This is a genomic window from Sporolactobacillus mangiferae (assembly GCF_023336505.1).
Classification (GTDB): Bacteria; Bacillota; Bacilli; order Bacillales; family Sporolactobacillaceae; genus Sporolactobacillus; species Sporolactobacillus mangiferae.
Genome location: NZ_JAMAST010000003.1, coordinates 215,510 through 242,065 on the forward strand (window position 1 = coordinate 215,510; position 26,556 = coordinate 242,065).

The 26,556-nt window shown below is 47.1% G+C and carries 16 protein-coding genes; 4 read left to right on the forward strand and 12 right to left on the reverse strand.

Features of this window, described 5'->3' with window-relative positions; all coding sequences use genetic code 11:
- Window position 1: 1 nt before the first annotated feature.
- From qoxC to M3N64_RS05315, 5 genes are all read right to left on the reverse strand, one after another.
- Window positions 2-631 carry a cytochrome aa3 quinol oxidase subunit III gene (gene qoxC, locus M3N64_RS05295; RefSeq protein WP_249099151.1) on the reverse strand — a complete coding sequence of 210 codons (630 nt, stop codon included), beginning with the start codon at window positions 629-631 and terminating at the stop codon, window positions 2-4.
- Entirely contained in the window at window positions 631-2,598 is a 1,968-nt protein-coding gene (qoxB, locus tag M3N64_RS05300; protein ID WP_249099154.1) for a cytochrome aa3 quinol oxidase subunit I, read from the reverse strand. Before qoxB ends, qoxC begins: the two co-directional genes overlap by 1 nt.
- On the reverse strand, window positions 2,591-3,544 hold the full coding sequence (qoxA, locus tag M3N64_RS05305) for a cytochrome aa3 quinol oxidase subunit II (RefSeq protein WP_249099157.1): 954 nt from the start codon (window positions 3,542-3,544) through the stop codon (window positions 2,591-2,593). The genes qoxB and qoxA overlap by 8 nt, the downstream gene beginning before the upstream one ends.
- A 552-nt stretch (window positions 3,545-4,096) precedes the next feature.
- Window positions 4,097-5,218 carry a LysM peptidoglycan-binding domain-containing protein gene (locus tag M3N64_RS05310; protein ID WP_249099160.1) on the reverse strand — a complete coding sequence of 374 codons (1,122 nt, stop codon included), beginning with the start codon at window positions 5,216-5,218 and terminating at the stop codon, window positions 4,097-4,099.
- Window positions 5,219-5,293: 75 nt separating this feature from the next.
- Window positions 5,294-7,084, reverse strand: a complete 1,791-nt coding sequence (locus tag M3N64_RS05315) for a sensor domain-containing protein (protein WP_249099163.1) — start codon at window positions 7,082-7,084, stop codon at window positions 5,294-5,296.
- 224 nt (window positions 7,085-7,308) lie between these two features.
- Here M3N64_RS05315 and pdxK point away from each other — a divergent pair, with 224 nt between their 5' ends.
- Window positions 7,309-8,157: a pyridoxine/pyridoxal/pyridoxamine kinase gene (gene pdxK, locus M3N64_RS05320; protein WP_249099166.1), complete on the forward strand. Its 849-nt coding sequence runs from the start codon at window positions 7,309-7,311 to the stop codon at window positions 8,155-8,157.
- 215 nt (window positions 8,158-8,372) lie between these two features.
- Here pdxK and M3N64_RS05325 read toward each other — a convergent pair whose 3' ends face one another.
- Window positions 8,373-9,005: a TetR/AcrR family transcriptional regulator gene (locus tag M3N64_RS05325; protein WP_249099170.1), complete on the reverse strand. Its 633-nt coding sequence runs from the start codon at window positions 9,003-9,005 to the stop codon at window positions 8,373-8,375.
- Window positions 9,006-9,189: 184 nt separating this feature from the next.
- On the opposite strand from M3N64_RS05325, the gene M3N64_RS05330 reads away from it, so the two are divergent.
- On the forward strand, window positions 9,190-9,915 hold the full coding sequence (locus tag M3N64_RS05330; protein ID WP_249099173.1) for an ABC transporter ATP-binding protein: 726 nt from the start codon (window positions 9,190-9,192) through the stop codon (window positions 9,913-9,915).
- Window positions 9,912-11,120 carry an ABC transporter permease gene (locus M3N64_RS05335; RefSeq protein ID WP_249099176.1) on the forward strand — a complete coding sequence of 403 codons (1,209 nt, stop codon included), beginning with the start codon at window positions 9,912-9,914 and terminating at the stop codon, window positions 11,118-11,120. The genes M3N64_RS05330 and M3N64_RS05335 overlap by 4 nt, the downstream gene beginning before the upstream one ends.
- A gap of 271 nt (window positions 11,121-11,391) precedes the next feature.
- Here the strand turns inward: M3N64_RS05335 and M3N64_RS05340 are convergent, their stop codons facing one another.
- Entirely contained in the window at window positions 11,392-11,901 is a 510-nt protein-coding gene (locus M3N64_RS05340) for a PTS sugar transporter subunit IIA (RefSeq protein WP_249099179.1), read from the reverse strand.
- Window positions 11,902-12,131: 230 nt separating this feature from the next.
- Here M3N64_RS05340 and M3N64_RS05345 point away from each other — a divergent pair, with 230 nt between their 5' ends.
- Window positions 12,132-14,321, forward strand: coding sequence for an alpha-galactosidase (locus M3N64_RS05345; RefSeq protein WP_249099182.1), 2,190 nt, complete (start codon window positions 12,132-12,134; stop codon window positions 14,319-14,321).
- A 120-nt stretch (window positions 14,322-14,441) separates the two neighbouring features.
- Here M3N64_RS05345 and M3N64_RS05350 read toward each other — a convergent pair whose 3' ends face one another.
- The 5 genes from M3N64_RS05350 to M3N64_RS05370 all read right to left on the reverse strand — a co-directional run bounded on the left by M3N64_RS05350 (window position 14,442) and on the right by M3N64_RS05370 (window position 26,396).
- Window positions 14,442-16,337 (reverse strand): ABC-F family ATP-binding cassette domain-containing protein, encoded by a 1,896-nt coding sequence (locus M3N64_RS05350; protein WP_249099185.1) that lies wholly within the window; start codon window positions 16,335-16,337, stop codon window positions 14,442-14,444.
- 273 nt (window positions 16,338-16,610) lie between these two features.
- Window positions 16,611-17,246 carry a class A sortase gene (locus M3N64_RS05355; protein ID WP_249099458.1) on the reverse strand — a complete coding sequence of 212 codons (636 nt, stop codon included), beginning with the start codon at window positions 17,244-17,246 and terminating at the stop codon, window positions 16,611-16,613.
- Between the two features lie 180 nt (window positions 17,247-17,426).
- On the reverse strand, window positions 17,427-17,555 hold the full coding sequence (locus tag M3N64_RS05360; protein ID WP_249099188.1) for an FbpB family small basic protein: 129 nt from the start codon (window positions 17,553-17,555) through the stop codon (window positions 17,427-17,429).
- 134 nt (window positions 17,556-17,689) lie between these two features.
- Window positions 17,690-19,885 (reverse strand): SpaA isopeptide-forming pilin-related protein, encoded by a 2,196-nt coding sequence (locus M3N64_RS05365; RefSeq protein WP_249099191.1) that lies wholly within the window; start codon window positions 19,883-19,885, stop codon window positions 17,690-17,692.
- A gap of 493 nt (window positions 19,886-20,378) precedes the next feature.
- Window positions 20,379-26,396 carry an SdrD B-like domain-containing protein gene (locus M3N64_RS05370; RefSeq protein WP_249099193.1) on the reverse strand — a complete coding sequence of 2,006 codons (6,018 nt, stop codon included), beginning with the start codon at window positions 26,394-26,396 and terminating at the stop codon, window positions 20,379-20,381.
- Window positions 26,397-26,556 lie beyond the last annotated feature (160 nt).

The following is a 26,556-nucleotide window of genomic DNA, read 5'->3' on the forward strand; positions in this document are numbered from 1 at the left end:
CTCAAATCACCCACCCTGTCAAATAAACGGCTGTGAAGATGAATATCCAGACCACATCAAGAAAATGCCAGTAGAGACCGGCCATAAATGCTTTGCGCGCAGTAACCGGTGTAATGCCGCGTTTTCCAAGCTGCAGCAGAATGCCAATAATCCAGACAATGCCCAGTGAGACATGGCATCCATGCGTTCCAAGCAGAACAAAGAATCCGGATAGAAATGCGCTTCTTGAAAGCGGCGCGCCTTCATGCACCGCATAAGTGTAAAACTCGTTGACTTCCAATCCGACAAATACAAGCCCGAGCAGTATGGTGACCAGCAGCCAGCCAATCAGTCCTCTTTTATTATGGCGACGTAATTCGATGGTGCTCAGGCCGCAGGTAAAGCTGCTCACAAGCAGAACAATCGTCTCCGCCATGACCGGACCGATTTCAAACAGATCTTTGGCTGTCGGTCCGCCGGCTGTATGGCTTTGCAGAACAAGATAAGTACCAAACAAGGTACCGAACAGTACCAGTTCGGCAGCAAGGAAAATCCAGAAGCCGACGATGCGAAGGTCGCCTTCTTCTGTCGAATATTCGATTGGCATTTGACTGCGGTCTTTTTCATGCAGACTTAATGTTGCATCCGTCATTAGGACAACCTCCCCGTAGCAGCCTCGGTCTGTTTCACTTTCTCAACTGGAATATAATGATGATCATCATAGACGAACGAACGGGCGATCATGCAGGCGACCACGCCGATCAACCCCGGAATGCCCATCCAGTACCACTCGAACACGAAACCGAACCCTGCAATGAACATAAAGGCCGACATAATCACTGGAATGCCCGTGTTATTCGGCATATGAATTGCCTTGTAGGGCGGCACTGTTTCCGCATGTCCGGCAGCACGCGCTTCCTTCATTGCCGCGAAAGCATCACGACTTTTGATCTCGGGAATATGCGCAAAATTATATTCGGCGGCAGGAGAAGCCGTTGCCCATTCCAGAGTCCGGCCATTCCACGGATCGCCGGTTGTATCTTTCTTGCCGCGGACAGCGCTCCAAACAATATTGTAGGCCATCAGTGCAAAACCGATGCCCATCCCGGCCGCGCCAATGCTCATAACCACATTGATCGGCGTCCAGCCCAGACCAGCTGGATAGGTATACATACGGCGTGTCATGCCCATGAGTCCCAAAAAGTACATCGGCATGAAGCAAATATTGAATGAAATCATGAAAATCCAGAATGACCATTTGCCTTTAACTTCATCCAGCATGTATCCGAACATCTTCGGCCACCAGTAGTGCAGGCCGCAGAAAATGCCGAACACCGTACCCGCAATTAACGTACTGTGGAAGTGCGCCACAAGAAAGTAACTGTTGTGGTATTGATAATCCGCCGGTGCCATCGCCAGCATGACGCCGGTCACCCCGCCGATGGTAAAGTTCGGGATAAATGCCAGTGCCCAGAGCATTGGTGTCGTAAACTGAATGCGTCCCTTGTTCAGCGTAAACAACCAGTTGAAGATTTTCACACCGGTCGGTATCGCAATCAACATCGTGGAAATGGAGAAAAAGGCGTTAACCGGTGCCGTATTCCCCATAGTGAAAAAGTGGTGCAGCCAGGTAATAAAGCTAAGCACGGAAATCGCAACCATAGACCAGACCATGACAGCATAGCCGAACAACGTCTTATGTGCAAAAGTCGCTATGACTTCCGAGAAAATACCGAACACCGGAAGCAGTACAATGTAGACTTCCGGATGCCCCCAGAACCAGAATAAGTTCGCCCAAAGCATTGGGGACCCTCCGGCAGCGATCGTAAAGAAATGCGCCCCGAACAGACGGTCAATCGTCATCAGCGCAAGCGCTACGGTAAATGCCGGGAAGGCGAAGACGACAATGACCGAAGTAATTAATATAGACCATGTGAACATCGGCATTTTAAACAGAGTCATGCCAGGTGCACGCATTTTCAAAATGGTAACCAGAAAATTGATTCCTGTCGCAAGCGATCCAATACCTGAAATCTGCACGCCGATCAAATAATAATTCTGACCGACACCAGGGTTCATCTCGGCACCCGCATACGGAGCGTAACTTGACCAGCCGGCATCCGGTGAACCGCCAATAACAAAGGATAAATTGAATAGCATTGCGCCGAAGAAAAACAGCCAGAAGCTGAGCGCATTCAAAAAAGGATAGGCCACATCACGTGCGCCAATCTGAAGCGGTACAGCAATATTCATGAGCCCGAAAATAAATGGCATGGCAACAAAAATAATCATGATTGTTCCATGAGTCGTAAATACCTGATTATAATGCTCGGCATCAAGAAAATGCATATTGGGCAGCGTCAGCTGTGCACGCATCATCAATGCATCCATACCGCCGCGAAAAAGCATTAAAAGCGCTGCAATAATATACATGATTCCAATTTTTTTGTGGTCCACTGTAGTCAGCCATTCATTCCACAGCCATTTCCATTTTTTAAAGTAGGTCAGAACAGCGACAATACCGATCGATACGAGCGCAATCGAAGCATCGGCACCATAAATCATCGGATCGCCGGTGACAAAGAACCATCCAAGAAACGATTTAACAGAATCAATCATTGCTCTTACCCCCTTCCCCACTGTCATCACTCATATCCATTCCGTGCATACTGTCGTTGCCAACAGACTCGCCATTCATATAGGCATCCATCTGTGCTTTGTTATAATCTTTTGCGACAATTTCAGGATAAGAAGCAAAGGCCTGCGGTTTAACCGTATTCGGTTTGAGCAGTTTCATATATTTTTCGTGGGTAAGCGCCGGTTCATTATTTTTCACATCTCGCACCCAATTGTCAAAATCTGTGGCAGAACGTGCCATCACTTTAAAAGTCATGTGCGCGAATCCTTTGCCGGAATAATTGGAACTCCGCCCCTGATAGGTGCCCGGCTTGTCAGCCTGCAGCCACAGTTTCATTGGCATATCCGTCATCGTATACTGCTGACCGCCAAGTTCGGGTACCCAGAATGCATTCATCGCATCGTAGGCGTGAAGACGGAACTTTACCGGGGTGCCAGCCGGAATGACCACATAATTAACGGTCTCGATTCTTTGATCCGGATAACGGAACAGCCATTTCCACTGAACCGATGTGACATCAATTGTCAGTGTCTTCTCTGCCGACTTAGCCGCTACAGCTGTCGCTTTTGGCGGATGGTTCAGTTCGAAAAGTGTTTTTACCGTCGGCACCGCCAGCAAAATACAGATGATTACCGGAACAATCATCCAAACAATTTCAAGTTTGCGATTTCCGGTATCTTTCGGATCATATCCGCCACTGTTTTTTCGGCCAAACCGCGCAAGTACATAAATAAATAGAATAAGAACAATCGCAAGAACGATGCTCATCATGATCAGCGACCAGATAATCAGATGATACTGCGATCTTGCTACTGGCCCCTGTGGATTCAGCACAGCTATTTTATCTGAACATCCGGCAAGCATCGTTAGTACGGGCACCGCCAGCAAGAGAAAAACTGGTTTAACCAGTATTTTTAGTTGCTTCACGTTATATTTCCTCCCCTCTGTTTCTCTCTTTCGCATCGCACGCAAAGTAAACATTGACATTATAGCATAAACTTTAAATTATAACTTTAATATAAATTATATAATGTGATATTTGTTACATATTAATAACCATTATATCCATTTCAATGATTGTCACGATTTACACACATATCATTCACTGTTTATTCACATTATAACGAATGTATACTTTTATTTAAAGCGTTTACATTAAACTACGCCAGAATTACTTGATCAGAAAGCCGAGAACAGCCCGCATCCAATCTCCGATCAATCACAGGCCGCTGATTTATGCTTTTTTTGGGGGGCTTATGTGCTTATATACAGTCATCAAATACAAGGTAAAAAAAAACCGAAACGCTGTAGATGAATGTTCTTCCCTTATAATCGCACGAAGGGGTACATTCATCGCATACGTTCCGGATTCATTTCATGGCTATATCTATACTCATAGGATACCTGAAAAAGTAAATGCTCGGATCATCTTTATCAGCGAATACGCTGCAGACTCTGTTTCCCCGTATGTCCGATCATTTACAGATCGTTCGGAATGTCCAGATGCTGCCCGGGGTAAATAAGCGTAGACGAGAGATTGTTAGTACGCATCAACTGATTGACACTGATGCCGTGCATCGTCGCAATCGCCCAAAGGCTGTCGCCTTTTTTGACCTTGTAGTCACCTTTTGTACTTGCAGATGATTTTGACGCAGTCTTTTTAATTGTTGTTGCGGTTGAGGCGGATGCGCTTTTGCCGGACAGCTTCAATTTCTGGCCCGGGAAAATCAGATCTGATTTTAAGCCATTGGCTGATTTAAGTGCGGACACCGTGACCCCGTGCTTCGAAGCGATCGCCCAAAGCGTATCCCCGCTTTTCACTGTATAGATGGACACCGAACTCTTTGAAGCTGATTTTCCAGCCGAGGCAGTTGACGTTGCCGCTGTCTTTTGCGTGTTTGCCGAAGATGCCGCAGAAGCAGTCAGTTTGAGTACCTGACCCGGATAAATCGTGTTTGACTTAAGGCTGTTGATCGATTTCAGTTTAGCAACTGAAATACTGTGACGGTTCGCGATCGCCCAAAGGCTGTCGCCGCTTTTTACCGTATAAGAAGTGGAGGAACCTGTCTGTGTCTTTTGGGATGAGGCCGGGGTAGCTGCACGCGAAGTCTGACTGCTTCCGGTGCCAACCTTCCCCGCAATTCTTCGCGCATTTTTGAACCGGGGTTCCCAGTATGACTGCGCCCCGCCCCCGCTGAAAACATTTGTCACATGCACGCCGACTGTCAACTCTGAACTGATCATCTGTCCGTTACCTATGTAAATGCCGACATGATGAATGCCGCCGTCACCTGTCGTATCGAAGAAAAGCAGGTCGCCTGGCTGAAGCTGGCCTCTTGATACAGCTGTGCCCACAGTCGCCTGCGCTGCAGAAGTTCTCGGCAACGTTACTCCCATCACCTTTTTGAAGATAAACTGAGTAAAGGATGAGCAGTCAAACGAAGCATCGGAAAAAGATGGCGCACCATACTTGTAAGGTTTGCCCTGATAATTCAAAGCCTGACTGACGACATCCTGGCCGGATGCCGCCATTGCCTGCTGACCGGTCGCTGAAAGTAATAATCCGCTCACTAAAGCGGTAGGCACAATCATTTTTTTCATAATTAACCGCCTCCTGAATATCCTCTTATGAAGTCATCGGGCAATCGTCCGAAATCTTTTGTGTTCCATATAAACTTACTGTGTTTCCGGTATGATGATTTCACTGGTTCGCTGCCTGATCGCCCCAAGCTGTTCGATCAACTGCTCAGCGCCAAGCGGACGGGCAAACAGATAACCCTGCGCCAATGCACAGTGTGTCTGTTTTAAGAACCGGACATGGTCCGCTGACTCAACCCCTTCAGCAACGACCTGCAGATTCAGCTCGGCCGCAAGTGCCACAATCATGCGCACAAGAGCCACATCCTGTTGATCATGGTGATCACCTCTGATAAACGATGGATCGATTTTGAGCTGACTGAGCGGAAGCTGCTTCAGATAGTTCAAGGAATTATAGCCCGTCCCGAAGTCATCAATGCTGATGCGTACACCTAATGCCTCAATGGCCAGCAGCTTCTGTGACATGACAAACAGATCGGCCCCCGCTGTTTCGGTAATCTCAAGCTGCAGCCGCTCAGGTTGAAGTCCTGATTCCTTTAACGCGGACTCAACCAGACTTAATAGATTTTCCTGAAAAAGCTGCCGCGGCGATAAATTCACCGATATATTAAACGGAAAGCCCTGGTCATTCCATGCCTTTGTCTGCCGGCAAGCGGTGTTTAGCACCCACTGACCAATCTCCTCAATCAGTCCCAGCTCTTCCGCCAGCGGAATGAATACGGCCGGAGAGATAACGCCACGCACAGGATGAACCCAACGGATCAGCGCTTCGCATCCGGCAATTGCTCCCGTTCGAAGGTCAATTTGCGGCTGGTAATAGAGCGTGAATTCATTTCGCTTAACCGCATGCCGCAGATCCATCTCCAGTTCCAGACGCTTGCGCAGCCCCTGAATAATTCTCGGATTATAAAACGCATATTTTCCTTTGTTATTCCTCTTTGCGTCATGAATGGCTGATACAGCGCAGTCAATCAGTTTGCGTCCGTTATCCGCATCGATCGGAAAAAAGCTTACACCCATTGTTACTGTTTCATACCAGCGTGTATCATGAATCTGGATCGGTACCGTAAATGTGCTCATAATTCGCTTAATGTGCATTTTCACTTCTGCCCGCCCCATATTTTTAAACAGAATAGCGAATTCATCACCTCGATAGTGATAGACACGTGAACCTTCGCATGCCTTCAGCCGTTTTGCGGCTTCCTGAAGCAGCTTGTCCCCGGCATCTTTACCTATAGTGTCGTTCACACGATTCATGCTGTCAATATCAACAACCAGCAAAGCAAGCGGCTGGGCCGGGTTTTCAATCGTTTCATGCTCAAGACGCTCCTGCAGCACCAGTGCATCAGGAAGTTCGGTAATCGGATCTACCGTATTTTCAGCGAAGCCGCCATTCTTCTGATAGGCATGTTCCTCAAGATCTGCTGTTCCGGCGTAAATTGACTGATCATGCTGATCCATAATCCGCTGGCATGTGACAAGCAGACACTTTCTTGATCCGTCTCCGCAGATCACAACAATCCGTTCTTCAATGGATGCGACATGTCCCTCTCGCAATTTCTGAATGGCTGATGCCGTCTTTTCCGAATTTTCGAGTGATGCGATATCCTGCCATTTCATGTGTTTCATCATTTCACGAGAATAGCCGATCCATTCGCACAAACGGCTGTTGGCATACATAATGCTGTCGTTCCTTATAACAAAAGCACCGATATGAAGATTGTCGGTTATTTTTTTAATAATTTTCTCGCCCTCTTCCAATGCCCGGAGCTGCTGCATGCGGAAATACATAACAAGCGAGACCGTACACAGGAGAAAGGCCAGAATTGCGGAGGCAATGATCAGCCATCCATTATTAAGGTCCATCATCGAGAAAGCTTCTGCCCCCCGTCACCAACCGATAATCTATTATTAGTGACAATAGTCTACATCTTTTTTATCGGCCATTACATTTACGGATTTAACAGACTTCCGGCAAATTTTTTTCGACATCAATTTTTCTGAAGATCGATTTCATGAAAGGTAAACATAGTTTTTTAAAGCATGGCCCATTATAATAGAAAACAAAGATGAAACCAGCAGGAGGATGAATGATGACCATCTACAAAGCGATGACTATTGCCGGCTCGGATTCAAGCGGCGGCGCCGGTATGCAGGCGGATTTAAAAACCTTTCAGGAACTCGGCGTATATGGGATGACTGCCTTAACATGCATTGTCACAATGGACCCGTTTAACCATTGGTCACATCAAGTGACAACGCTTGATACAGAATTATTAAAGAAGCAATTGGACACGATTGTTGCCGGCATCGGCGTTGACGCGATGAAGACCGGTATGCTTGGTTCTCCGGACATTATTAAAATTGCTTCCGATATCATTGAAAAATATCATTTGACACGCGTTGTGATTGATCCAGTCATGGTCTGCAAAGGGGCTGAGGAAGAGATTCAGCCGGAACTGCAACCGGAAAATACGGCAGCCATGCTCAAATTGCTGATTCCGAAAGCGCTCGTTACAACGCCGAATTTATATGAGGCAGCACGGCTGACCGGAATGCCGAGAATCACGACAATCGATCAAATGAAGGAAGCTGCGCAAAAAATTGTTGCGCTGGGGGCACGCCATGCGCTGGTCAAAGGCGGCAGCAGACTGCCAGATACTGATCAGGCAATCGATGTGCTCTACGACGGCAAAACCTTCCACATCATCGCCGATGAATTTATCAACACACCGAACATTCACGGAGCGGGCTGTACTTACGCTGCCGCGGTCACAGCCGGACTCGCCAAAGGCCTTTCCGTGCTTGAAGCAGTAAAAGTGGCGAAATCCTTTGTCACGGCCGGTATACGTGCGTCTTTTCCGTTAAATGATTATACCGGACCAACCGATCACAGTGCCTATAAGAGAGAACTTGCTGCAAAGCAGTCACGCGGCAATTGAATGTTACCGATATCCGGCGATTGCGCAAAGCACATTAGAAAACTTGGCTTTGCCAAGCTTTTGAAACGGGCGAAGCCGCCGTCGCACTTATACTATTTTCCTTAAAATTTCTATACTTTCTTAATAGTATTAGAAAACTTGGCTTTGCCAAGCTTTTGAAACAGGCGAAGCCAAAGCCGCCGCTGCATTTATACAATAGCGCAAAAAAGAATCGTTCATTGTGGCGATTCTTTTTTTTCGTCCTCAATAAATGTAAAGCCGAGAGCTCTAAGCGGTCCGCGGGAAAAAATGAGAAAAATTCTCCGCGCCATTTCCTCTTCCGGTATATGCATGTGATGCTCAAACCACCAACCGACCAGACCGATCATTGCAGAGGAGAGAAACATCGGCATAATTTCCAGCATAAGCGGATCCTCAGCAACCGGCGGAAAAGTGCGCATCTCTGTACGAAATTTTTTTATAAATCGCTCCTGCATGCGCTGACGAAATACAGGAATGCCTTCGTTAAAAAACATAGCCTGAAAAAATCGGGCATTCTTTTTAAAATGTCGGAACATACTGCGGATGAAGGCGACAATGCGCTCAGGAACAACCTTTCCGTTAAGAAAATAGTCCCGCGGATGGAATCGGTCGACCGTCTCAGACAGTCCCTTATCAATCACGGTTTCGAGCAAGTTATACTTATCGATATAGTGCAGATAAAACGTTCCGCGACCGATTCTGGCTGCGGATGCAATATCTTTTATGGTCAGGGCATTAAAATTTTTCTGCAGCAGCAGATCAAGAAACGCGGATTCGATTGCAGCCCGTGTTTTGATAACACGCAAGTCATTCGATTCAGATTCCACACCGTCTGCCTCCTGTTCTGTACCTTTTTGCCAGGTTTTCAGGTTAATAATCGACGTTTTCTGTCGATGTGTTCAATAATGTGCATTTAATAAATAATTGGCTATTGATCAATTGTTTATTCCATTTTATCATAATTAGTGAACACAGTGTTCAATATTTTCGTCCCACAAAGGATGTGATACGGTGAGTTACCCAATTAAAGGAGAACATCTTCACAAGCACTTTAAAAAACAAGTTGTGCTGGATGATGTGTCACTCACACTTCAGGAAGGTGAAATTTACGGTCTGATCGGCCCGTCCGGTTCTGGTAAAACGACCCTTGTCCGCATTTTACTTGGACTTGAAAAAGCGGACTCAGGCAAGATCGAACTGTTTGAGAGACGACCGACGTTAAATGCATTCCGGTCACTCGGATACATGGCCCAGTCCGATGCCTTATATAACGAATTAAGTGCCTATCAGAATCTCGAATTCTTTGCCTCCATACAAGGGATGCACGGCAAAGAAAAAAAACAGCGGATTCTTGAAGTCGCAAAAGCAGTGGATCTGGATCAGCATCTGCAAAAAAATGTGTCCAATTTTTCCGGGGGCATGAAGCGGAGGCTCTCTCTGGCTGCAGCACTTGTACACAGTCCGCGCCTGTACTTGCTGGATGAACCAACCGTTGGTCTTGATCCGGTGATCCGGCGCAAACTCTGGACACTTTTTCATTATCTGAAAGGCAAGGGCGCTACCATTATTGTCACGACACATGTCATGGATGAAGTAGCTCAGTGCGACCGTGTCGGCTTGCTGAGCACAGGCAGAATCATTGCTGAAGGGGCGCCGAAAGCATTAACCGCCCAGTACGGCGTTTCAACAGTAGAGGATATTTTCATTGCAATCGAAAAGGAGGCGGACGGAAATTGAGAAATCTTTTTGCGATGGCGCGTCGCATCATTCGCCAGATTGTCCGTGACAGACGGACACTAGCACTCCTGATTATTGCACCGCTCCTGATTCTGACGCTGGTCTGGTATATTTTCGGCGCAAAAACAGCCGAACCGAAACTTGCCATCATCCATTATGAGTCTTCGGATTATCTTTCTGCTTTTAAAAAGGACGACTATCAGCGGATGAGCGCGCTTCAAGCCAGGCAGGCACTCGCCGACAAAGAAATTGACGCTTATATTGATCTGAAGAATCCGGTATCCGTACATCTGGAAGGCAGCGATCCGTCACGCAATGGTCTTGTGATGAACAAGGTGCAGCAGTCGATGCAGAAGATCCAGCAGATCAACGTCACTTCGATGAAAAATCAGCTGACCGACGTGATCAAAGCTGAACAAAAAGGTATGATGGTGCAGCAGCAGACCATTCGTCAGATGACTGAAGCGATGCAGCGTTATGCTCCGGGAGCACTCGCCCAGATTATGCAGCAGGCCCCTAAAACCAGCCAGCCCGAGGAACCAAAGACCCCTGAAAAGGTCTCGCTTGACGTCTCTTATCTGCATGGGAATGATGATTTAAATACTTTTGACGCCTTTGGTCCCGCGATGGTTGGCATCTTTGTATTCCTGTTCATTTTTATGATCGGCGGTGTATCCTTCCTTCGCGAGCGCACCACGGGAACGCTCGATCGTTTAATGGCTTCACCGATCAAAAATTACCAGATCATCGGTGGCTACATGATCGGCTTCGGGCTGTTTGTTATTGTTCAGTCGTTTGTGCTGACCTGCTACATTGCTTACGTACTGAACATTTACAATGTCGGGAACTTGCTTGATGTGCTGATTATTGTTTTTATTCTTTCTTTCAGCGCACTGTCATTGAGCATCCTTCTGTCGACTTTTGCCTCCAACGAACTGCAGATGTTTCAGTTCATTCCGCTCGTCATCGTTCCGCAAGTCTTTTTATCCGGACTTTTTCCGATTGACACGCTGCCCGGGTGGGTACGGGCGGTCGGCAATCTGATGCCGATCCATTACTCGACCGAGGCACTGCGAAACATCATGATTCGAGGTACCGGCTTTTCCGGATGGTGGTTCGACGCAGCGATTCTCATTCTGTTCTCTGTTGTCTTTATGATTATTAATATCTTTGCGATCCGCCGCTCCCGACCAGTTACGGATTAGAAAAATCAGGCTTTGCCAGGCCTTTGATACGAGCGAAGCCGCCGTCGCACTTATACTATAATCCGCTGGATTTCAAGAGTATAAAAAAAGCCGAGCATTTGCTCGACTTTTTTTATACTGCACGACACTCATATAAGCAAACGCTGACGTGATCGCAAGGATCAGGGATCATCCGATCAGATCATGAATTGAGTGAAGCAGCAAAATCCGAATGAATTTTTCTCGGGTTCGGTTGATCCCATGTATGCTCAGCACTCTCCCTCTCTTCCGGTTAAGAATGAATCGATACTTTGCCATCTTCAACGACAACATATTCTGTATCACTTAAATTCGTAAAAACAACAGGAGTAATAGTCGACGGTATTTTACTGCTGATACTGGCAAAGTCAACCTGAAGCAGCCGATCGCCTTTCTTCACTTCCGCACCTTCCCTGACCAGTGGTGCAAACCCTGCACCTTTCAGAGAAACCGTTTCCAAACCAACATGTATTAAAAGTTCTCTGCCATCACTGGCTTTTAATGTGATCGCATGATTAGTCGGAAAAATATTGGTTACCCTGCCGTCAATCGGAGAGCGGAGAATGTTACTTTCAGGAATGATCGCAAACCCGTCGCCCATCATTTTCTTGGAGAATACAGGATCGGGAACCTCCGTGATTGGAACCACTTTGCCTTTGAAGGGCATATAAAAATCGCCAGCTGCGGCTATGTCCGCAGCACTCGGTTCCGCCTGATCTGTATCCGATCCGTTTTTTCGGAACAGCCTTTTTAAAAAACGCATACACTGCTCACCTCTCAAGAAACAGTACCGGTAGATTTATATTAACTATAACATTTCGTTTTCTTTTTACACAAATAAGAAAGTATAAAGATTTAGATGAATTGAGTGTCCGTGCGAAGGCACACTTGAAGCAAACACTCGGACAGATCTGTTCTGCACTGGCATTCTTTACTTAGGCACACCTATTGATTACAATCGAAATGTATCAAATCCACCTTCAGGGAGGGTTGATGATGATCACCTACGAACCGAAAACCAGAACCTTTCATCTGCAGACGAGGCAATGCAGCTACGTTATACGCATAGACAATGGCTATCTGCTCCAGCTTTACTGGGGTAAAAAAATCAGCCGTTTCCGGGAAAGCAGACCGCTGGTGCTGGCTCCAAAATCATTTGCGCCCTATACCGATGTAAAACGACGTGGATTTACGCTGAGTACGCTGCCTCTGGAATATCCCGCATACGGCAATGGTGATTACCGGCAACCGGCATACCAGATCCAGCTCGAAAACGGCTCGACCGTCTCGGATCTCCGTTACGCAGGGCATGTCCTTTATTCTGGCAAAAAAAAGCTGAACGGACTTCCTGCCACCTACGTTGAACATGATCTTGAAGCACAATCCGTAGATATCATCCTGCATGACCCGGTTGCTGGCTTATCCGCAGTGCTCACCTACAGTGTATTTGCAAAGTTCAATGCCATCACAAGATCAGTCCGTTTTGAAAACAGCGGAACGCGTCCGCTTCGTATTCTGGCTGCAGCGAGTGCCTGTATCGATTTTCGTGACGATCAGTTCGACATCCTGACTTTTTATGGCTCGCATAACCATGAACGCAATATGGATCGCCGACCACTCGCACCCGGAAGACGGGTGATCGAAAGCACGCGCGGCGCCAGCAGTCCCCAACATGACCCTTTCTTTGCGCTGATGCGTAAAAAAACAGATGAAATCCACGGTGAAGTCTTCGGCTTCAGTCTCGTCTACAGTGGTAACTTTTGCGCACAGATTGAGGTAGACCAGTACCGAACCGCTCGTGCGGTGATTGGACTGAACCCGTTCGACTTCAGCTGGAAGCTCGATGCAGGAGCACTTTTTCAGACGCCGGAAGCAGTACTGGTTTATTCTGACCAGGGTCTCGGATGTCTGTCACGTACGTACCACCATCTCTACCGAACGCGGCTTGCACGCGGAAAGTACCGGGACGAAATGCGCCCCATTCTGATCAACAACTGGGAAGCTACCTATTTCAAGCTGAATGAAGAAAAGCTGCTGGCGATTGCGAAGGAAGCTCAGAAAGCAGGGATTGAACTTTTCGTACTGGATGACGGCTGGTTCGGACATCGGGACAATGACCGTAGTTCGCTTGGCGACTGGATCGTCGACCGGCGCAAATTGCCGCACGGACTCGCCTGGCTTGCCGATCATATCCACAAAATGGGCTTGAAGTTCGGGTTGTGGTTTGAACCGGAGATGGTATCCCCGGACAGCGACCTGTACCGTGCGCATCCGGACTGGTGCCTGCATGTTCCCGATCGTCCGTGCAGTCTGAGCCGTAATCAGCTTGTGCTTGACCTGTCACGTGAAGATGTGTGCGCTCATCTGGAGCGAGCGCTTGCTGCCGTTCTCTCAAGCGCGGACATTAACTATGTCAAATGGGACATGAACCGGCATATGACCGAAATCGGTTCCGCTCAGCTGCCACCGGACCGCCAGCGCGAAACGGCACATCGCTATATGCTTGGTTTATACGCACTGATTGAACGGCTTACTCATGCATTTCCCGATATTTTATTCGAAAGCTGTTCCAGCGGCGGCGGGCGCTTTGATCCCGGCATGCTTTATTACATGCCGCAGACATGGGCCAGTGATAATACAGATGCCGTTTGCCGTTTAAAAATACAATATGGGACGAGTGTCGTTTATCCACCGATTGCTATAGGTGCCCATGTTTCCGCCGTACCCAATCATCAGGTCGGCCGGAGCACCTCACTTGCCATGCGCGGCAACGTGGCAATGTCCGGGAATTTCGGCTACGAGCTCGACCTTACAAAGCTGACTGACGAAGAAAAAGAGAGCGTGAAAAAACAGGTCACCTTTTATAAAAAAATTCGCCCATTGATTCAGTTCGGCGATCTTTATCGAATCACCAGCCCATTTGAACATGGAGACACGGCATGGTGCTTTGTCTCACCTGATCGGTCAGAGGTCATTGGATTCTATTTCACAGTGCTCGCAGCCCCCTCCCAGGTCCAGAAATCATTCCGCTTTCAAGGACTTAATCCCGATTTCATTTATCAGAATCCTGACACCGGCGACATATTCGGTGGTGATGAACTCATGAATGCCGGCCTGAATGTACCGGATGAAAAAGGAGATTTTCGCACCTATGTCTGGCGGTTCAGGCAGGTAAAGTCATAAGCAGCCCTGGTTTCTGTACTCAAGATACCTGGATGGTGCTGGTTCAGGGCAGGAACGATGACCAATAAAGCATTGTCTTTGAGCGGCACATAAACCGAGCCTGAGCTTGTTTATACATGCTTACTGATTTTCGATCTCCTCTATTTTTAACGATAGCTCGGTCCATCGTTCCATGGCCTGATCCAATTCATGTTCCGCTTTCTGCTGCATTTCAAACAGTTCCTGAGCTTTTCCGGCATCACTGCCTGCTTCAGCAATCTCCTTTTTTAATTGTTCCACCTGTTCTTCGAACCCGGCAATTCGATCTTCAATACCTTCCCATTCCTGCTGCTCCTTATAGGTCAGCTTTTTCTTCTTGGGCGCTGCTTTGCGCTCCTGCGGTATTTCTTTTTTTCGTGCAGCTTCTTCTCGTTCCGCGGTACGTTTTCGTTCGTCCATATAATCGCTGTAGTTGCCGATGAACTGACGGATGATGCCGTCTCCTTCGAATGCAATCAGCCGATCGGCAATGCGGTCGAGAAAATAGCGGTCGTGAGAAACTGCCAGTACGGTTCCCGGAAATTGGAGCAGGTAGTCTTCCAGCACAGTCAGCGTCTCGGTATCCAGATCGTTCGTTGGCTCATCAAGAAACAGAACGTTCGGTTCTGACATCAAAATGTGCAGCAGATACAGACGTTTATGCTCGCCTCCGGACAGTTTACGAATGAATGTCCGCTGACGCGCCCTTGAGAACAGAAACCGTTCCAGCATCTGTTCTGCCGACACTTGCTGCGCGTCAGCCGTTCGGATCACCTGCGCCACTTCCTTGATATAATCGATCACGGTCAGGTCTTCATCCATTTCCGCGTGCTCCTGTGTATAATAACCGATTTTGACTGTTTCACCGATGTCAACGGTTCCCGAATCCGGATCGATACGTTTCGCCAGCAAATTCAGCAGCGTTGTTTTCCCGCTTCCGTTGCCGCCAATAATGCCCAGCCGCTCTCCGGGCATCACAAGCAGATCAAACGAACGAATCAGTTCGTGCCCGTTAAAGCATTTCGACAGTTGTCTTGCTTCAATGACTTTTTTGCCCAGTCGTGCAGATCCGATTGCCAGATCCACAGTCTGCTTTCTTTCAGGACCTTTATGTCCCTGAAGCGCATGCACACGCTCTACTCTTGCCTTTTGTTTGGTTGAACGTGCCTTGGCACCGCGACGCAGCCAGGCCAGTTCCCTGCGCAGCTGATTTCGCAGTTTCACTTCCCCGGAGGCCGTCTGTTCTTCACGCTCCGCTTTCTTTTCCAGAAAAAGTTCATAATTTCCTTCATAGGCATACAGTTTGCCATGATCCAGTTCGAAAATCCTGCTTGTGACCCGGTTCAGAAAATAGCGGTCATGCGTCACCATCAGCAGAGCACCGGGATACTGATTCAGTGCGTCTTCCAGCCAGTCGATGATTTCATTGTCCAAGTGGTTTGTCGGCTCGTCAAGAATGAGCAAATCCGCAGGCTGGATCAGTGCCTGAGCAAGCGCAATTCTTTTTTTTTGACCACCGGAGCTCTCGCTTGCCGGCGTATCAAAATCATGAATGCCCAGTCGTGTCAATATGCCTTTGGCAGCCGCTTCTGCATCCCATGCATCCGCAGCATCCATTTGCTGCTGCCGTTCAAAAAGTTCGGCCTGAAGCTCCAGATCTTCAGGGTTCTTTTCCAGACGACGGAGAGCCCATTCATAATTTCTCACGGTTGTCATAATCGGCGAGGTCCCGCCATAAATGTATTCGAGCGCAGTCACGCCCGGCTCAAAAACCGGTGTTTGTGGTAAATACGCCATTCGGAACGCATTAGCATGACGCAAATGCCCCTCCTCCATCGAATCCCTGCCGGCAAGCACATTCAGCAACGTCGATTTCCCTGTGCCATTGACGCCGATCAGCCCGATCCGATCACCTTCTGAAATGGAAAACGACAAGTGATCGAAAAGAATCTGTGCTCCATAAGTTTTATATAAATTTTCAACATCAAGAATGCTCAAATTGAATCCTCCTATTCTTCGGCGGCCTGGCTTCGTCAGTCTCTGGTAAGCGTTTCATCTGACTGATCTGTTTTCATGCAGTATCGGCACTGTTTTATTCGTCGCTCTGATTTGCTCATTTGAAGTTCTATGTCTATCCGCCTGATGAACACTCTGCACTGAGGCGGACAGAGACCCCACGCTTATAAATTAATCTCCGCCACATCTGATTGTAAAATCGGCCGAAATAACGCATGAAAACACACGGAAAACTTCTGTATCGATTGATGCTGCTTAACGATGAGCATTCACCTGCACTAACTTCCCAATGACAATCTGCCGCTTCGGTGTGCGTGTCGGTTTATCGCAGGTCACAAGCGTGATCCGATTATCGTTCGTCTGATCAATCACATCGCCTTCAGTTTCTCGTACCACTTTAATCCGCACAACACAATATATATAGTCTTTCTTCAAGTTTGTTATCAGAATCTCATCGCCAATTCTGGCCTGCATCAGTGGGCCAAAAAGCAGCTGCTCCCGCCGCATATGATGACCGGCAAGCGGGTAATTCCCTTGCCCCATCTTCTGATCAGGGCGCATGGTCGTCGCCCCTGCGAGCAGATTGGCGCTCGTTGTTCCTTTCAGGATAGGAAGGTTTATACCCAAACGCCTGACTTGAATGCGACCCACCACTGCCTTAGCATCAAAATTCGCACCCGCCTTTATTGTTTCAAAAAATGAAGGAGGCTGAATTTTGCTGAAATCATAGGATGCTCCGCGATGACTATTCTTTTCCATCTGCGTCGCTGTCAACCGGGCGGAATTATATTTTGCACTCAGAAAACCAATCAGGGTTTCTTTTAAGAACGGAGAGGCAATCAAAAGCAGTCCCGCCGCGACCAGAACAGCAATCAGTGTTTTACGTCCGATCATCTTATCCCCGCCTTCAATCACTAACAAGCACCTGATCAAATCTTACCATGATCAGGTGCTTGTTGTTCACTATTTTCTTTTTTTAAGTGATCATAAAGTTTACAAGTTGTAAAAAATCGGATAAACTGCGCCTTCTATGATCAGATTATGTACACCCGCCAGGCGGGTGATAAAACGTTATTTTGCTTTTTCAATATGCCTTTGATCGATTTTCAATTCAATTATTTTGAGCTGATCACGATCGCTTAAAATTTCATCTTTATTTTTCTTAATCAATTGATTGAATGTTAACTTTTTTCTGATCATCGTCATCCCTCTTTCTGTTTTATTGTTCCATTATATTATTCGGTATGAATGACGATTTTGTTAGCGTTTTCATTAAATAAGTACTCCGGCATAGCCGGATTTTTTCATGATGATTTCCGTCTCAGTCTGCGTCATCAGTTTTTTGGCTTCTGCGCAAAGCCAATGATGCCTGCTGCTGCAACCAGAAGCACTGTGCCAAGCAAATAAGCCAATGAGTTGCCGCTGTCGCCTGTAACCGGAAGCGCGTGACTGGTCTGTTCGTCAGGCTGAATTTGCGATGAATAGCCTCGTTGCACTGCTCGAGTCTTTGACGCCGGAGCCTGGCCTGTCGATTCAGAGGCATTTGACTGATTCTGTGTTTGCTGTTCCTCACCCATAACTCCGTGTTCAATATCCGGCGGTTGTGGTTGGGCTGTCCGCTGAGCGTGTGCCGAAGTGACCGTTTCAGGTATTTTAGTATTTTTAATCGTCACCATGAATATTGGGTGATTTCGCGTCAGCGTAAACGGCCTTGCATCTGTGGACAGGGAATAGCCGGCCGGAGCACTTTGCTCCGCCCAGCGATACGTCCCCAATTCCAAACCGCTCTTAGTGATTATGCCTTTCTTATCCGTTGTCAGCGTATAGAGCGTCGTCCATTCGCTTTTCGCGTTCAGCTTCTGCAGCACAAACCGCGCCCCTTCCAGCACGTGATTCGAATCTGCAGCATCTACCTTTTTCAGCGTAACGCTGCCGGTGACTGCTGCTGGTTGCTTCACATTTTTAAAAATAAGCAGCGATTTAAGATGATTTCGCGTCAGCGTAACCTGCCTGGCTTCAGATGAAAGAGCGTAGCCGGCCGGTGCCTTAGTCTCTACCAACCGATACGCTCCAAGCGGCAGGCCTTCTTTGGTGACTGTTCCGTCCGCTTTCGTTATCAGTTTGTCGATTGTGCTCCAGCTGCTTCCTTCTTTTTGCTGAAGCGCAAACTCAGCTCCGGACAAAGTTGTACCGGGGTGCTCCGCATCCACTTTTTTCAGTGTGATCGAACCGTTCACCGGCTTTTTTCTGTTTTCTACCGTAATGGTCTTATTTGGGTCCTCTTTGCTTAAGTCGAACGTGGGTGGAACGCTCCCCTTTTCGTAGCCGGCCGGTGCCTTAGTCTCTACCAACCGGTACACTCCAAGCGGCAGGCCTTCTTTGGTGACTGTTCCGTCCGCTTTCGTTATCAGTTTGTCAATTGTGCTCCAGCTGCTTCCTTCTTTTTGCTGAAGCGCGAACTCAGCTCCGGACAAAGTTGTGCCGGGGTGCTCCGCATCCACTTTTTTCAGCGTGATCTTGCCTTTTATCGGCGCCGGACTGCTCGGAAATACAGGATGAAACAAAAATTTGTGAATTTCTGTGTGCCCGCCTCCAATTCCAAAGAAGTTATTGGCAATCAATGTGCCGTTAAGATTCCCGCCACCTGCGTTGAACGTCGCGTTTGGCGCGAGAATCGAGCCGAACAGCGCTCCGTTTCCTTGGTTGATCGTCCGCACATCTGGCATGTTGTACAGAATCCTGGAGGCTCGTGCGTCGCCTTCATTCAATGCGTTTCCGTTATACATCGTACTCCAGCCTGGCATATTAATAGCTGAAGATCCCGCCACATTAACGATGATCGTGGTGCTTGCATTACTGCGTGGTATGTTGTAGTTTATTTGAAATTCATTCTTCTTAAATTGGTTAAAGTCAGCCGCATCCAATTGAAAAACAACGACACCTGGATCGCTTCCGGAATAGCTGAATGTGACGCTATTCGCGTCTCTTGTTACTTCGCCTGTATCAAAGCGTACACCGGATAACTTTGTATACCAGTGACTGTAATTGATCAGCTGGTTTTTTGCTCCTGAAAAATCGGTTAGATGATTCTCACTGAAATCGGGTACTTCTGCAATGGAAACACCCTCCGCTTTTCTTGCATTCGCACCGTTAATTGCGGCACTTCCGTTTTCGCCAATGACATATCGCCCGTGAAGCTCCCCGCCATTGTAGGTCAGTGAATGACCAATGACAAAATTAATCGCGTCGTTGTTAGCTTCATTTGTCGCCACCATATAATTGGAAAGTGTGACATCATGCCCCACGGCAAGCCGTCCCTGCGCGTCCGAAGCCATGCGCATATCATTAAGGATAAACGCATTAAAGTTCTCCGCAACACCAAGCGGATGGTTGACATCAATCGAAGGTGACGATTCAGCCGCATGAACATCTTTTGGATGGAGCGCACCGCTTGCCATCAATGCACCAAGCAGCAGCATCGTTAAAAGGTATCTCAAAACACGGAAAATCTTCTTTGGTTTTTTAAACATGACTTTCCTCCCCATTTCTCTTTGCTGAATTTCCTGTGTGTAAAAAAGCAGTTCAAAGGAAAATAAACGATGTTCTGTTTATGATGGAAGGATTGCGGTGTCTGGTGCGTTCTTGGTCAGCTTCATACAGAACGATTTTTACTGTATTCGGAAGCACGGAAAAGTATGACAATTTTGCGTCAAAACGTTGCATGCAGGTGAAAAATACAGTGGTAAATTGGGGGCTGGCGTCTGACCGCCAGGAATCAAAGCACATAGCAATTCGGGTAAATGACAGGTGAAAAACATCGATACGCTGTTGCGTTTATATCAACAACTTCCAATTTAGAAAACTTGGCTTTGCCAGGCCTCTGGCGAAGACAAAGAGGCTGTCGCACTTATACGATAATCCGCTGAATTTTAAACTTTCTGAGTATCAAAAAAAGCATTCGATCCTAGTGAGAATCGAATGCCTTTAAAAAACCGGTTAATTGTTATTGGTCCGCCCGCTATCTCAGCTTTTTTTCCTTCTTCTTGTGAAGAGGGTCAGGAATCCACCGCCCAGAAGAAGCAGTGCTCCGGTCGCCATTGTCATGATATCACTGGCATCACCGGTAATCGGCAGTCCTTTGCTTTTTGATTTCTTGGTCGTTTGTACCTCGGCCTCGACACCACGAACGAGTACAAGATGATATTTGCCGGTCGCAAGACCTTTGAAATGGACGTTTCCTTCTTCATCAGCCAGTACGCCTCGCGCGATGACACGACCGTTTTCATCGACCACATTGTAGAGAGCGCCTGGCTTGCCACCCTTCAATACCAGTGGCACGGTTTCTTTTACAAAACCAAAGTCGAGCGTAAGATCTTTGTCACCGTCCTTAAGCAGGTTGCCTGATTCAGCCTTCCAGGTAGATGAATCTTTTGATTGATCATTTGTTCCATTTTCCTTAGCAGGAGTGAAACCTTTTAGAGCATCTTTCGAAGCATCCCGATCAATGTTTACCATGTAATGCTTACCTTCTGGCAGTGATGGCAGATTGGTAAATTCATAGTGACCATCGCTGTCTGTCTTGACCGGCTTCACTTCGTTACCATTCAAATCAGTAACAGGTTTTCCATCTGGTCCCGTAATAGCTATGACGATACCCGGGATACCAGACTCACCTTTGTCCTGAACGCCATCTCTATCATTATCAACCCAGACATAGTCTCCGACAGTTACAGATTTTTCGATAAAGCCGAAGTCTAATGTAGTATCACTGTCTCCATCATTAACCAAATTGCCTGATTCGCTTATCCATGTTGAGGAATCCTTACCTCTATCACTCGATCCCTTTTCCCCGGTTGGTGCTAGATTTATCAGCGCTTGTTTTGAAGCATCTTTATCAATACTTACCGTATAGTGTTTTCCGGCTGGCAGTGATGGCAGATTGGTAAATTCATAGTGACCATCCTTATCAGTCTTTGTTGGTGTAATTTCCTTGCCATCATTGTCTTTTACAGTCTTTCCGTCTGGACCCTTGATCGTAACTGTCACGCCTTCGATTCCTTTTTCGTTATCGTTCTGAATACCATCTTTATTCTTGTCTAACCATACATAGTCTCCGATGGATACAGACTTCTGAATGAATCCAAAGTCCAAGGTCAGATCTTTGTCACCATTTTTAGTCAGGTCGCTTGATTCAGTTTTCCAGGTAGATGAATCCTTAGCTGAATCCTCACCTGCTTTTTCTTTCGTCGGAATCAGATTGGTCAGTGCATCCTTCGATGTATTCTGATCAATCGTTACTGTGTAATGCCTGCCTTCAGGTAGAGCCGGTAAGTTATCAAATTCATAATGGCCTTTGGAATCGGTCTTTGTTGCTTTGACTTCGTTGCCGAAAACATCGATTACCGGTTTGCCGTCCGGGCCGGTAACGTTGACCACGACATTTTCAATTCCGGACTCATTATTATTCTGAATACCATTTTCGTTCTTATCGAGCCAGATATAATCGCCAACAGATACCGAATTCTCAATATATCCGAAGTCCAGTGTTGAATCATTATCTCCATCATTGGTCAAATCTGTTGACTCCGCACTTCCCGTTGATGAATCCTCAGTTCTTGTTCCCTCGCCTGTTTGAGTTGGGATCAAGTTCGTTAATGCTTCCTTCGTTGTATCGTCCGTAACAATACTTACCGTATAATGTTTTCCTGCCGGCAGTGCCGGAAGATTATTAAATGCATAATAACCGGTTTTCCCGTTTTTGGTCTCGGTTTGCTGTTCATTGACCGGATCACCATATACATCCGTTACAGATTTGCCGTCCGGACCGGCGATTTTAACTGTTACATTATTTATGCCGGTGTTGCCATCATCCTGTTTGCCATTGCGATTCACGTCTTTCCAGACATAATCGCCGACCGACACGGATTTTTCAATGTAGCCAAAATCCAGTGTAGTATCTTTCGCCCCATTTTCCGTTAAAGGAAGAATCGAATCAGTTGAGCCTGTTGATGAATCATTTGCATGATTTTTTCCTTGACCAGCCAGTGTCGGAACCAAATTGTTCAATGCTGCTTTAGAACTGTCTGCATCACCATCAACAGTGACTCGGTACAATTGTCCCGGAAGCAGTGCCGGCAGATTGTCAAATTGATAGTAGCCTTTATTTCCATCTTTAGTCACCGTTTTTTGAGGTTGCACACTGTCCCCGAATACATCCGTTACCGAGTGCTCGCCGTCTGCATCGACCAGCGTCAGATGAACCTGGACATCATTAATGCCGGATTCCCCGTCCTGCTGAATGCCGTCACGATTCACGTCTTTCCAGACATAGTCTCCGACAGAGACTGACTTTTCAACAAAACCGAAATCCAGAGTTGGATCATCATCTCCGTCGTTATTCAGGTCTATTGCTGTCGAAAGCCACTCAGATGAATCTTTGTCTTGATCCGTTGCATTATTTTTCGTCGGTGTCAGATTCTTTAAAGCTTCAGCAGTTGCCGAATCATTTTGGTCAATCACCGTTTGATAAAACTCTCCGTCCGGGAGCAGTGGAAGATCTGCAAAATGATAGTATCCGTTCTTTTCATCATGCGTTGACGTCACTTGCGAAACAACATTCTCACCGTCAATCGTTTTTACATTGGAAGAAATCGTTTCTCCACTGCTGTCAACCACGGATAAACTTAGTTTGACACCGTTAATGCCGCTCTCATCATCCTGCTGGATGCCGTCACGGTTCGTATCTTTCCAGACATAATCACCGACAGAAACTGACGGTACTTTAAACCCAAAATCCAGTGTCTGATCGGAATCCCCGTCGTTCTTTAAGTCACCTGATTCGGCCGTATTTGTTGATGAATCCTTAGCTGAATCACCTTGATGTTCTGTTGTTGGCACTTTACCGTCCAGCGCGTCTTTCGTGTCTTGATTGTCATTATCAATGCTGACCACATAGTGCTGTCCGTCCGGAAGAGCCGGCAGATTCTTGAATTGATAATATCCGGATGAATCCGTTGTCTGCTCCAATGACGTCTGGCTGCTTCCGTCCGGCATGATGATCGCCCCACCGTCGGAACGTTCCACCTTCAGAACGACTCCGGGAATACCGTCTTCGCCATCATCCTGAATACCGTCACGATCCTTGTCAAACCAGACATAATTGCCGACCGACACATAGCCGACATCTTCACCCGAGCCCGTCGCAGAACCCGACACAATCCGAACATTCACGGGTTTACTATAAGAGGTACTCGTGTAGCCGGTTCCCTCAATATACGCACTGTTCGATATTTCCGTAAGCCCTTTGCTTCTGACAATGTTCTGATCGTAGGTTAAAATATAAGCTTTGTTTATATCTTCTCCCGATGCGAATTTCAGTTCAAAGCTTTCACCCGCACCATCCGCCGAAGGTGTAAATGACAGGGAATAGTTGTCAACCGGTATCTGTCCGCCTTTCGTCAGATCACCTGTTTCCGGATCTACAATGGCCGAGTACAGTTTAAAAGAATCATGATCATAGGTTTGATTGGCGCTTAACTGGTCCTTCAATGAAACACCTGTACCAAGATCGGACTGTGCCCTGTTAATTTCCACAGTCCAATTTACCGTGTTTTTATCATCTGACATCTTTCCATCTTTAACCGTGTAGTCGAGCGAGTGAGGAATGGTCACGGTTTGGCTGAAGCTTGTTCCCGCATCATCAGTTACATCTGCGTCTTTTAAGGCAACGTCATTTTTATACTGGCCATTGCTATAAGTGACACCGACAGGCTGCGACTGATATTCAATGACATAAGGACCGCTGATTGCATTTTTGAATGTAAGCGTAAACCCGATTACGCCCTGCGCATTTGTCGCCGGTGTCACATCATAATCAGCGGAATCGACTTCGTCACCTTTTGACGATTCAGAAAAAGTGTTCGAGTGGACATCTGATGCATAATTGAATTTATAGACTTTGATTAACGGTTTTCCGTCTTCATCCGTGGTTACTAAATTATAACCGCCGCTTCCATCCGGATCCTGCGACAGTGTATCTGTTACAGTCGCTTTCCCCATATCTGTGCTGTTAAAATTGATGACCGCGTCCCATGTAAAGATCTTGGCTGCCGCATCATATGTGCCTGTCTTATAACCGTTGTACTGTTCGGCATCACTGGGATCAACGGATATGCCGCCCGTTTCCGTTTTGCTTACCCCGTCGGAATAGGTCAGCACGTAATCGTTGCCGTATCCGGAGACGGCGTTGTCCGGGTCATACTTGGTCGCATAGGTGAGCAGATATTCAATGGTGTTGATCGCCTGATGAAAATTAATCGTGAATCCGGAATCACCATTTGGAGTAACTGTGTAATTTGAACCATCAAGTACACTATTGTCTTTCTTATTTTTTATCACAACAGATGATAGATCAAAGTCTGTAACGCCCGTACCGAATGTATCGGTCAGCGTCGGCCCTTTAGTCGAATCCGTCTGATCCGTCAGTGTTTTGCCTAAATCATTTAAATCAATCTTCCAATTAATTGTGTTCTTCGTCGGGTCAATCGAGCCGCTTTTTGTAATACCTACGTTATGAATGCGAACCGAACCGGAGGTAGCCGTTTGACTGTTGCTTGTAACCTGGTTGGACACATCGCCTTGCTCGACATGATCTTGATCGGCCGCCTGCGTCTTATAAGTGACGACATACGCGTCGGTCGTTGGATTGCCGTCGTTTAAGGTGATGTCAAAATTTTTATCTCCAGATGTCGCATCAGTTGAAAAGGTTACACCAGACTGATCACTGTCAACAGTGTAACCGCCCGACGCATTGGTCGGCGTTACCTTCTTCACCGCAAGCGATCCGGTGACATATCCGCTGTCGCCGGTCACCGTATCATGAAGCACCGGTGAAGTAACCGTACTGTTATTAAAATTATAGTTAATTGTCCAAGTGATCATTTGTGTCTTGGGATCGTAACTGTTGTTCGCCGACTTGGTCATAAACGGCGCATATTGAGCGGTAATCTGTTTATTGGCCGATTCATTAATTGAATTGCCGTCAACTGTTCCGCTGAGTGTTGCCGTATTGTCAAATTTTTGCGAGTCGTGTTTCTCTGAATCCTGAATCGCCGTTTCATAGACAATGCGATACGGCTGTGTAATCGTGGGATCGGTAAAGGTGACGACAAACTGCCCGTCTCCGTCCGGATCCGAAACGGTATATTTGCTGCTGTCCAAAGCAACCACGCTATCAGCTTCCGGATCATTTTTGCTTCCATCCAATTTAACGGTTAGCGGATATATCTTTACGCTGCTTTTGTCAAAATCCAAACCTGCAGGCAAGGTATCGGTCACCGTGGCCCCGCTGATCGTCTGGTAGCGCGCATTGACATCCATCTGCCAGGTTAGAGTTGACGGATTGAAGCCCCGGTCCGTTGAACCATTCTTAGAAACATCAGGTATACTCGTGTTCGGTTGAAACGAGAGCGTGTATGACGCATCGGCAAGGAAAGGAATCGTCTGTGTGACGGTACCGTTTTTTAAGCTTTCTGAAAAGATGACGTTTATCTCCAAGTCGCCGGCGCGATTCTTTAAATTCGAATGGTCGGCATAGTAGCTGTTAAATTGTATCGTTGCCGTCCCATCAGATCCGACGGTAAAGGTACCGACAGTCGCATTATTGGTTGCATCAAACACATCAGTTGAAAAGCCGCCACCGACATCGATCTGGTCGGGAATGGAAAACGTATAGGCAGCGCCGTCGGCAATCGCGACCGAGTCATCGGCCGACCAGTGATAGGTCAGATTAACCTCTCCGTTTTGATTGATGTTCGTATCCCCTGAAGATACAGGCTCGCCGTCAACTTTAAAACTGCTTAATGATAAATGGAATCCTGAATCTGCATTCAGGCTGCCTTCCGCGCTGGCTGTTCCCGCAAGCGTTGGCAGCGACAGTTGGCTGAAAATGACAAACAGCGACAAGGCGATGATCATCAGCCGTCTGACCGTTTTTCTATGTTTTGTTTTTTTTAAACCAAGCGGCAGTCTTTTAGCTCTCAATGTACTTCTCCCCTTTATTTCTCTGTTTTCACATTTATGTGCGGTTACGTGTTGTTGTGGTATATATGGAAATCCGGCATTGGCCGGAATGCTGAACGATGGCGGCAAGGTGCTTATCTAGGGTGCCGAATATGTCGAATCATTTCGGATGACCGACCAA

What these genes read in the sequence shown, in the direction of transcription:
- M3N64_RS05360 (WP_249099188.1), bottom strand. Translation starts at nt 17,555, where the DNA reads ATGATCAGAAAAAAGTTAACATTCAATCAATTGATTAAGAAAAATAAA.
- qoxB (WP_249099154.1), bottom strand. Translation starts at nt 2,598, where the DNA reads ATGATTGATTCTGTTAAATCGTTTCTTGGATGGTTCTTTGTCACCGGC.
- pdxK (WP_249099166.1), top strand. Translation starts at nt 7,309, where the DNA reads ATGACCATCTACAAAGCGATGACTATTGCCGGCTCGGATTCAAGCGGC.
- qoxC (WP_249099151.1), bottom strand. Translation starts at nt 631, where the DNA reads ATGACGGATGCAACATTAAGTCTGCATGAAAAAGACCGCAGTCAAATG.
- M3N64_RS05310 (WP_249099160.1), bottom strand. Translation starts at nt 5,218, where the DNA reads ATGAAAAAAATGATTGTGCCTACCGCTTTAGTGAGCGGATTATTACTT.
- M3N64_RS05345 (WP_249099182.1), top strand. Translation starts at nt 12,132, where the DNA reads ATGATGATCACCTACGAACCGAAAACCAGAACCTTTCATCTGCAGACG.
- M3N64_RS05340 (WP_249099179.1), bottom strand. Translation starts at nt 11,901, where the DNA reads ATGCGTTTTTTAAAAAGGCTGTTCCGAAAAAACGGATCGGATACAGAT.
- M3N64_RS05315 (WP_249099163.1), bottom strand. Translation starts at nt 7,084, where the DNA reads ATGATGGACCTTAATAATGGATGGCTGATCATTGCCTCCGCAATTCTG.
- M3N64_RS05365 (WP_249099191.1), bottom strand. Translation starts at nt 19,885, where the DNA reads ATGTTTAAAAAACCAAAGAAGATTTTCCGTGTTTTGAGATACCTTTTA.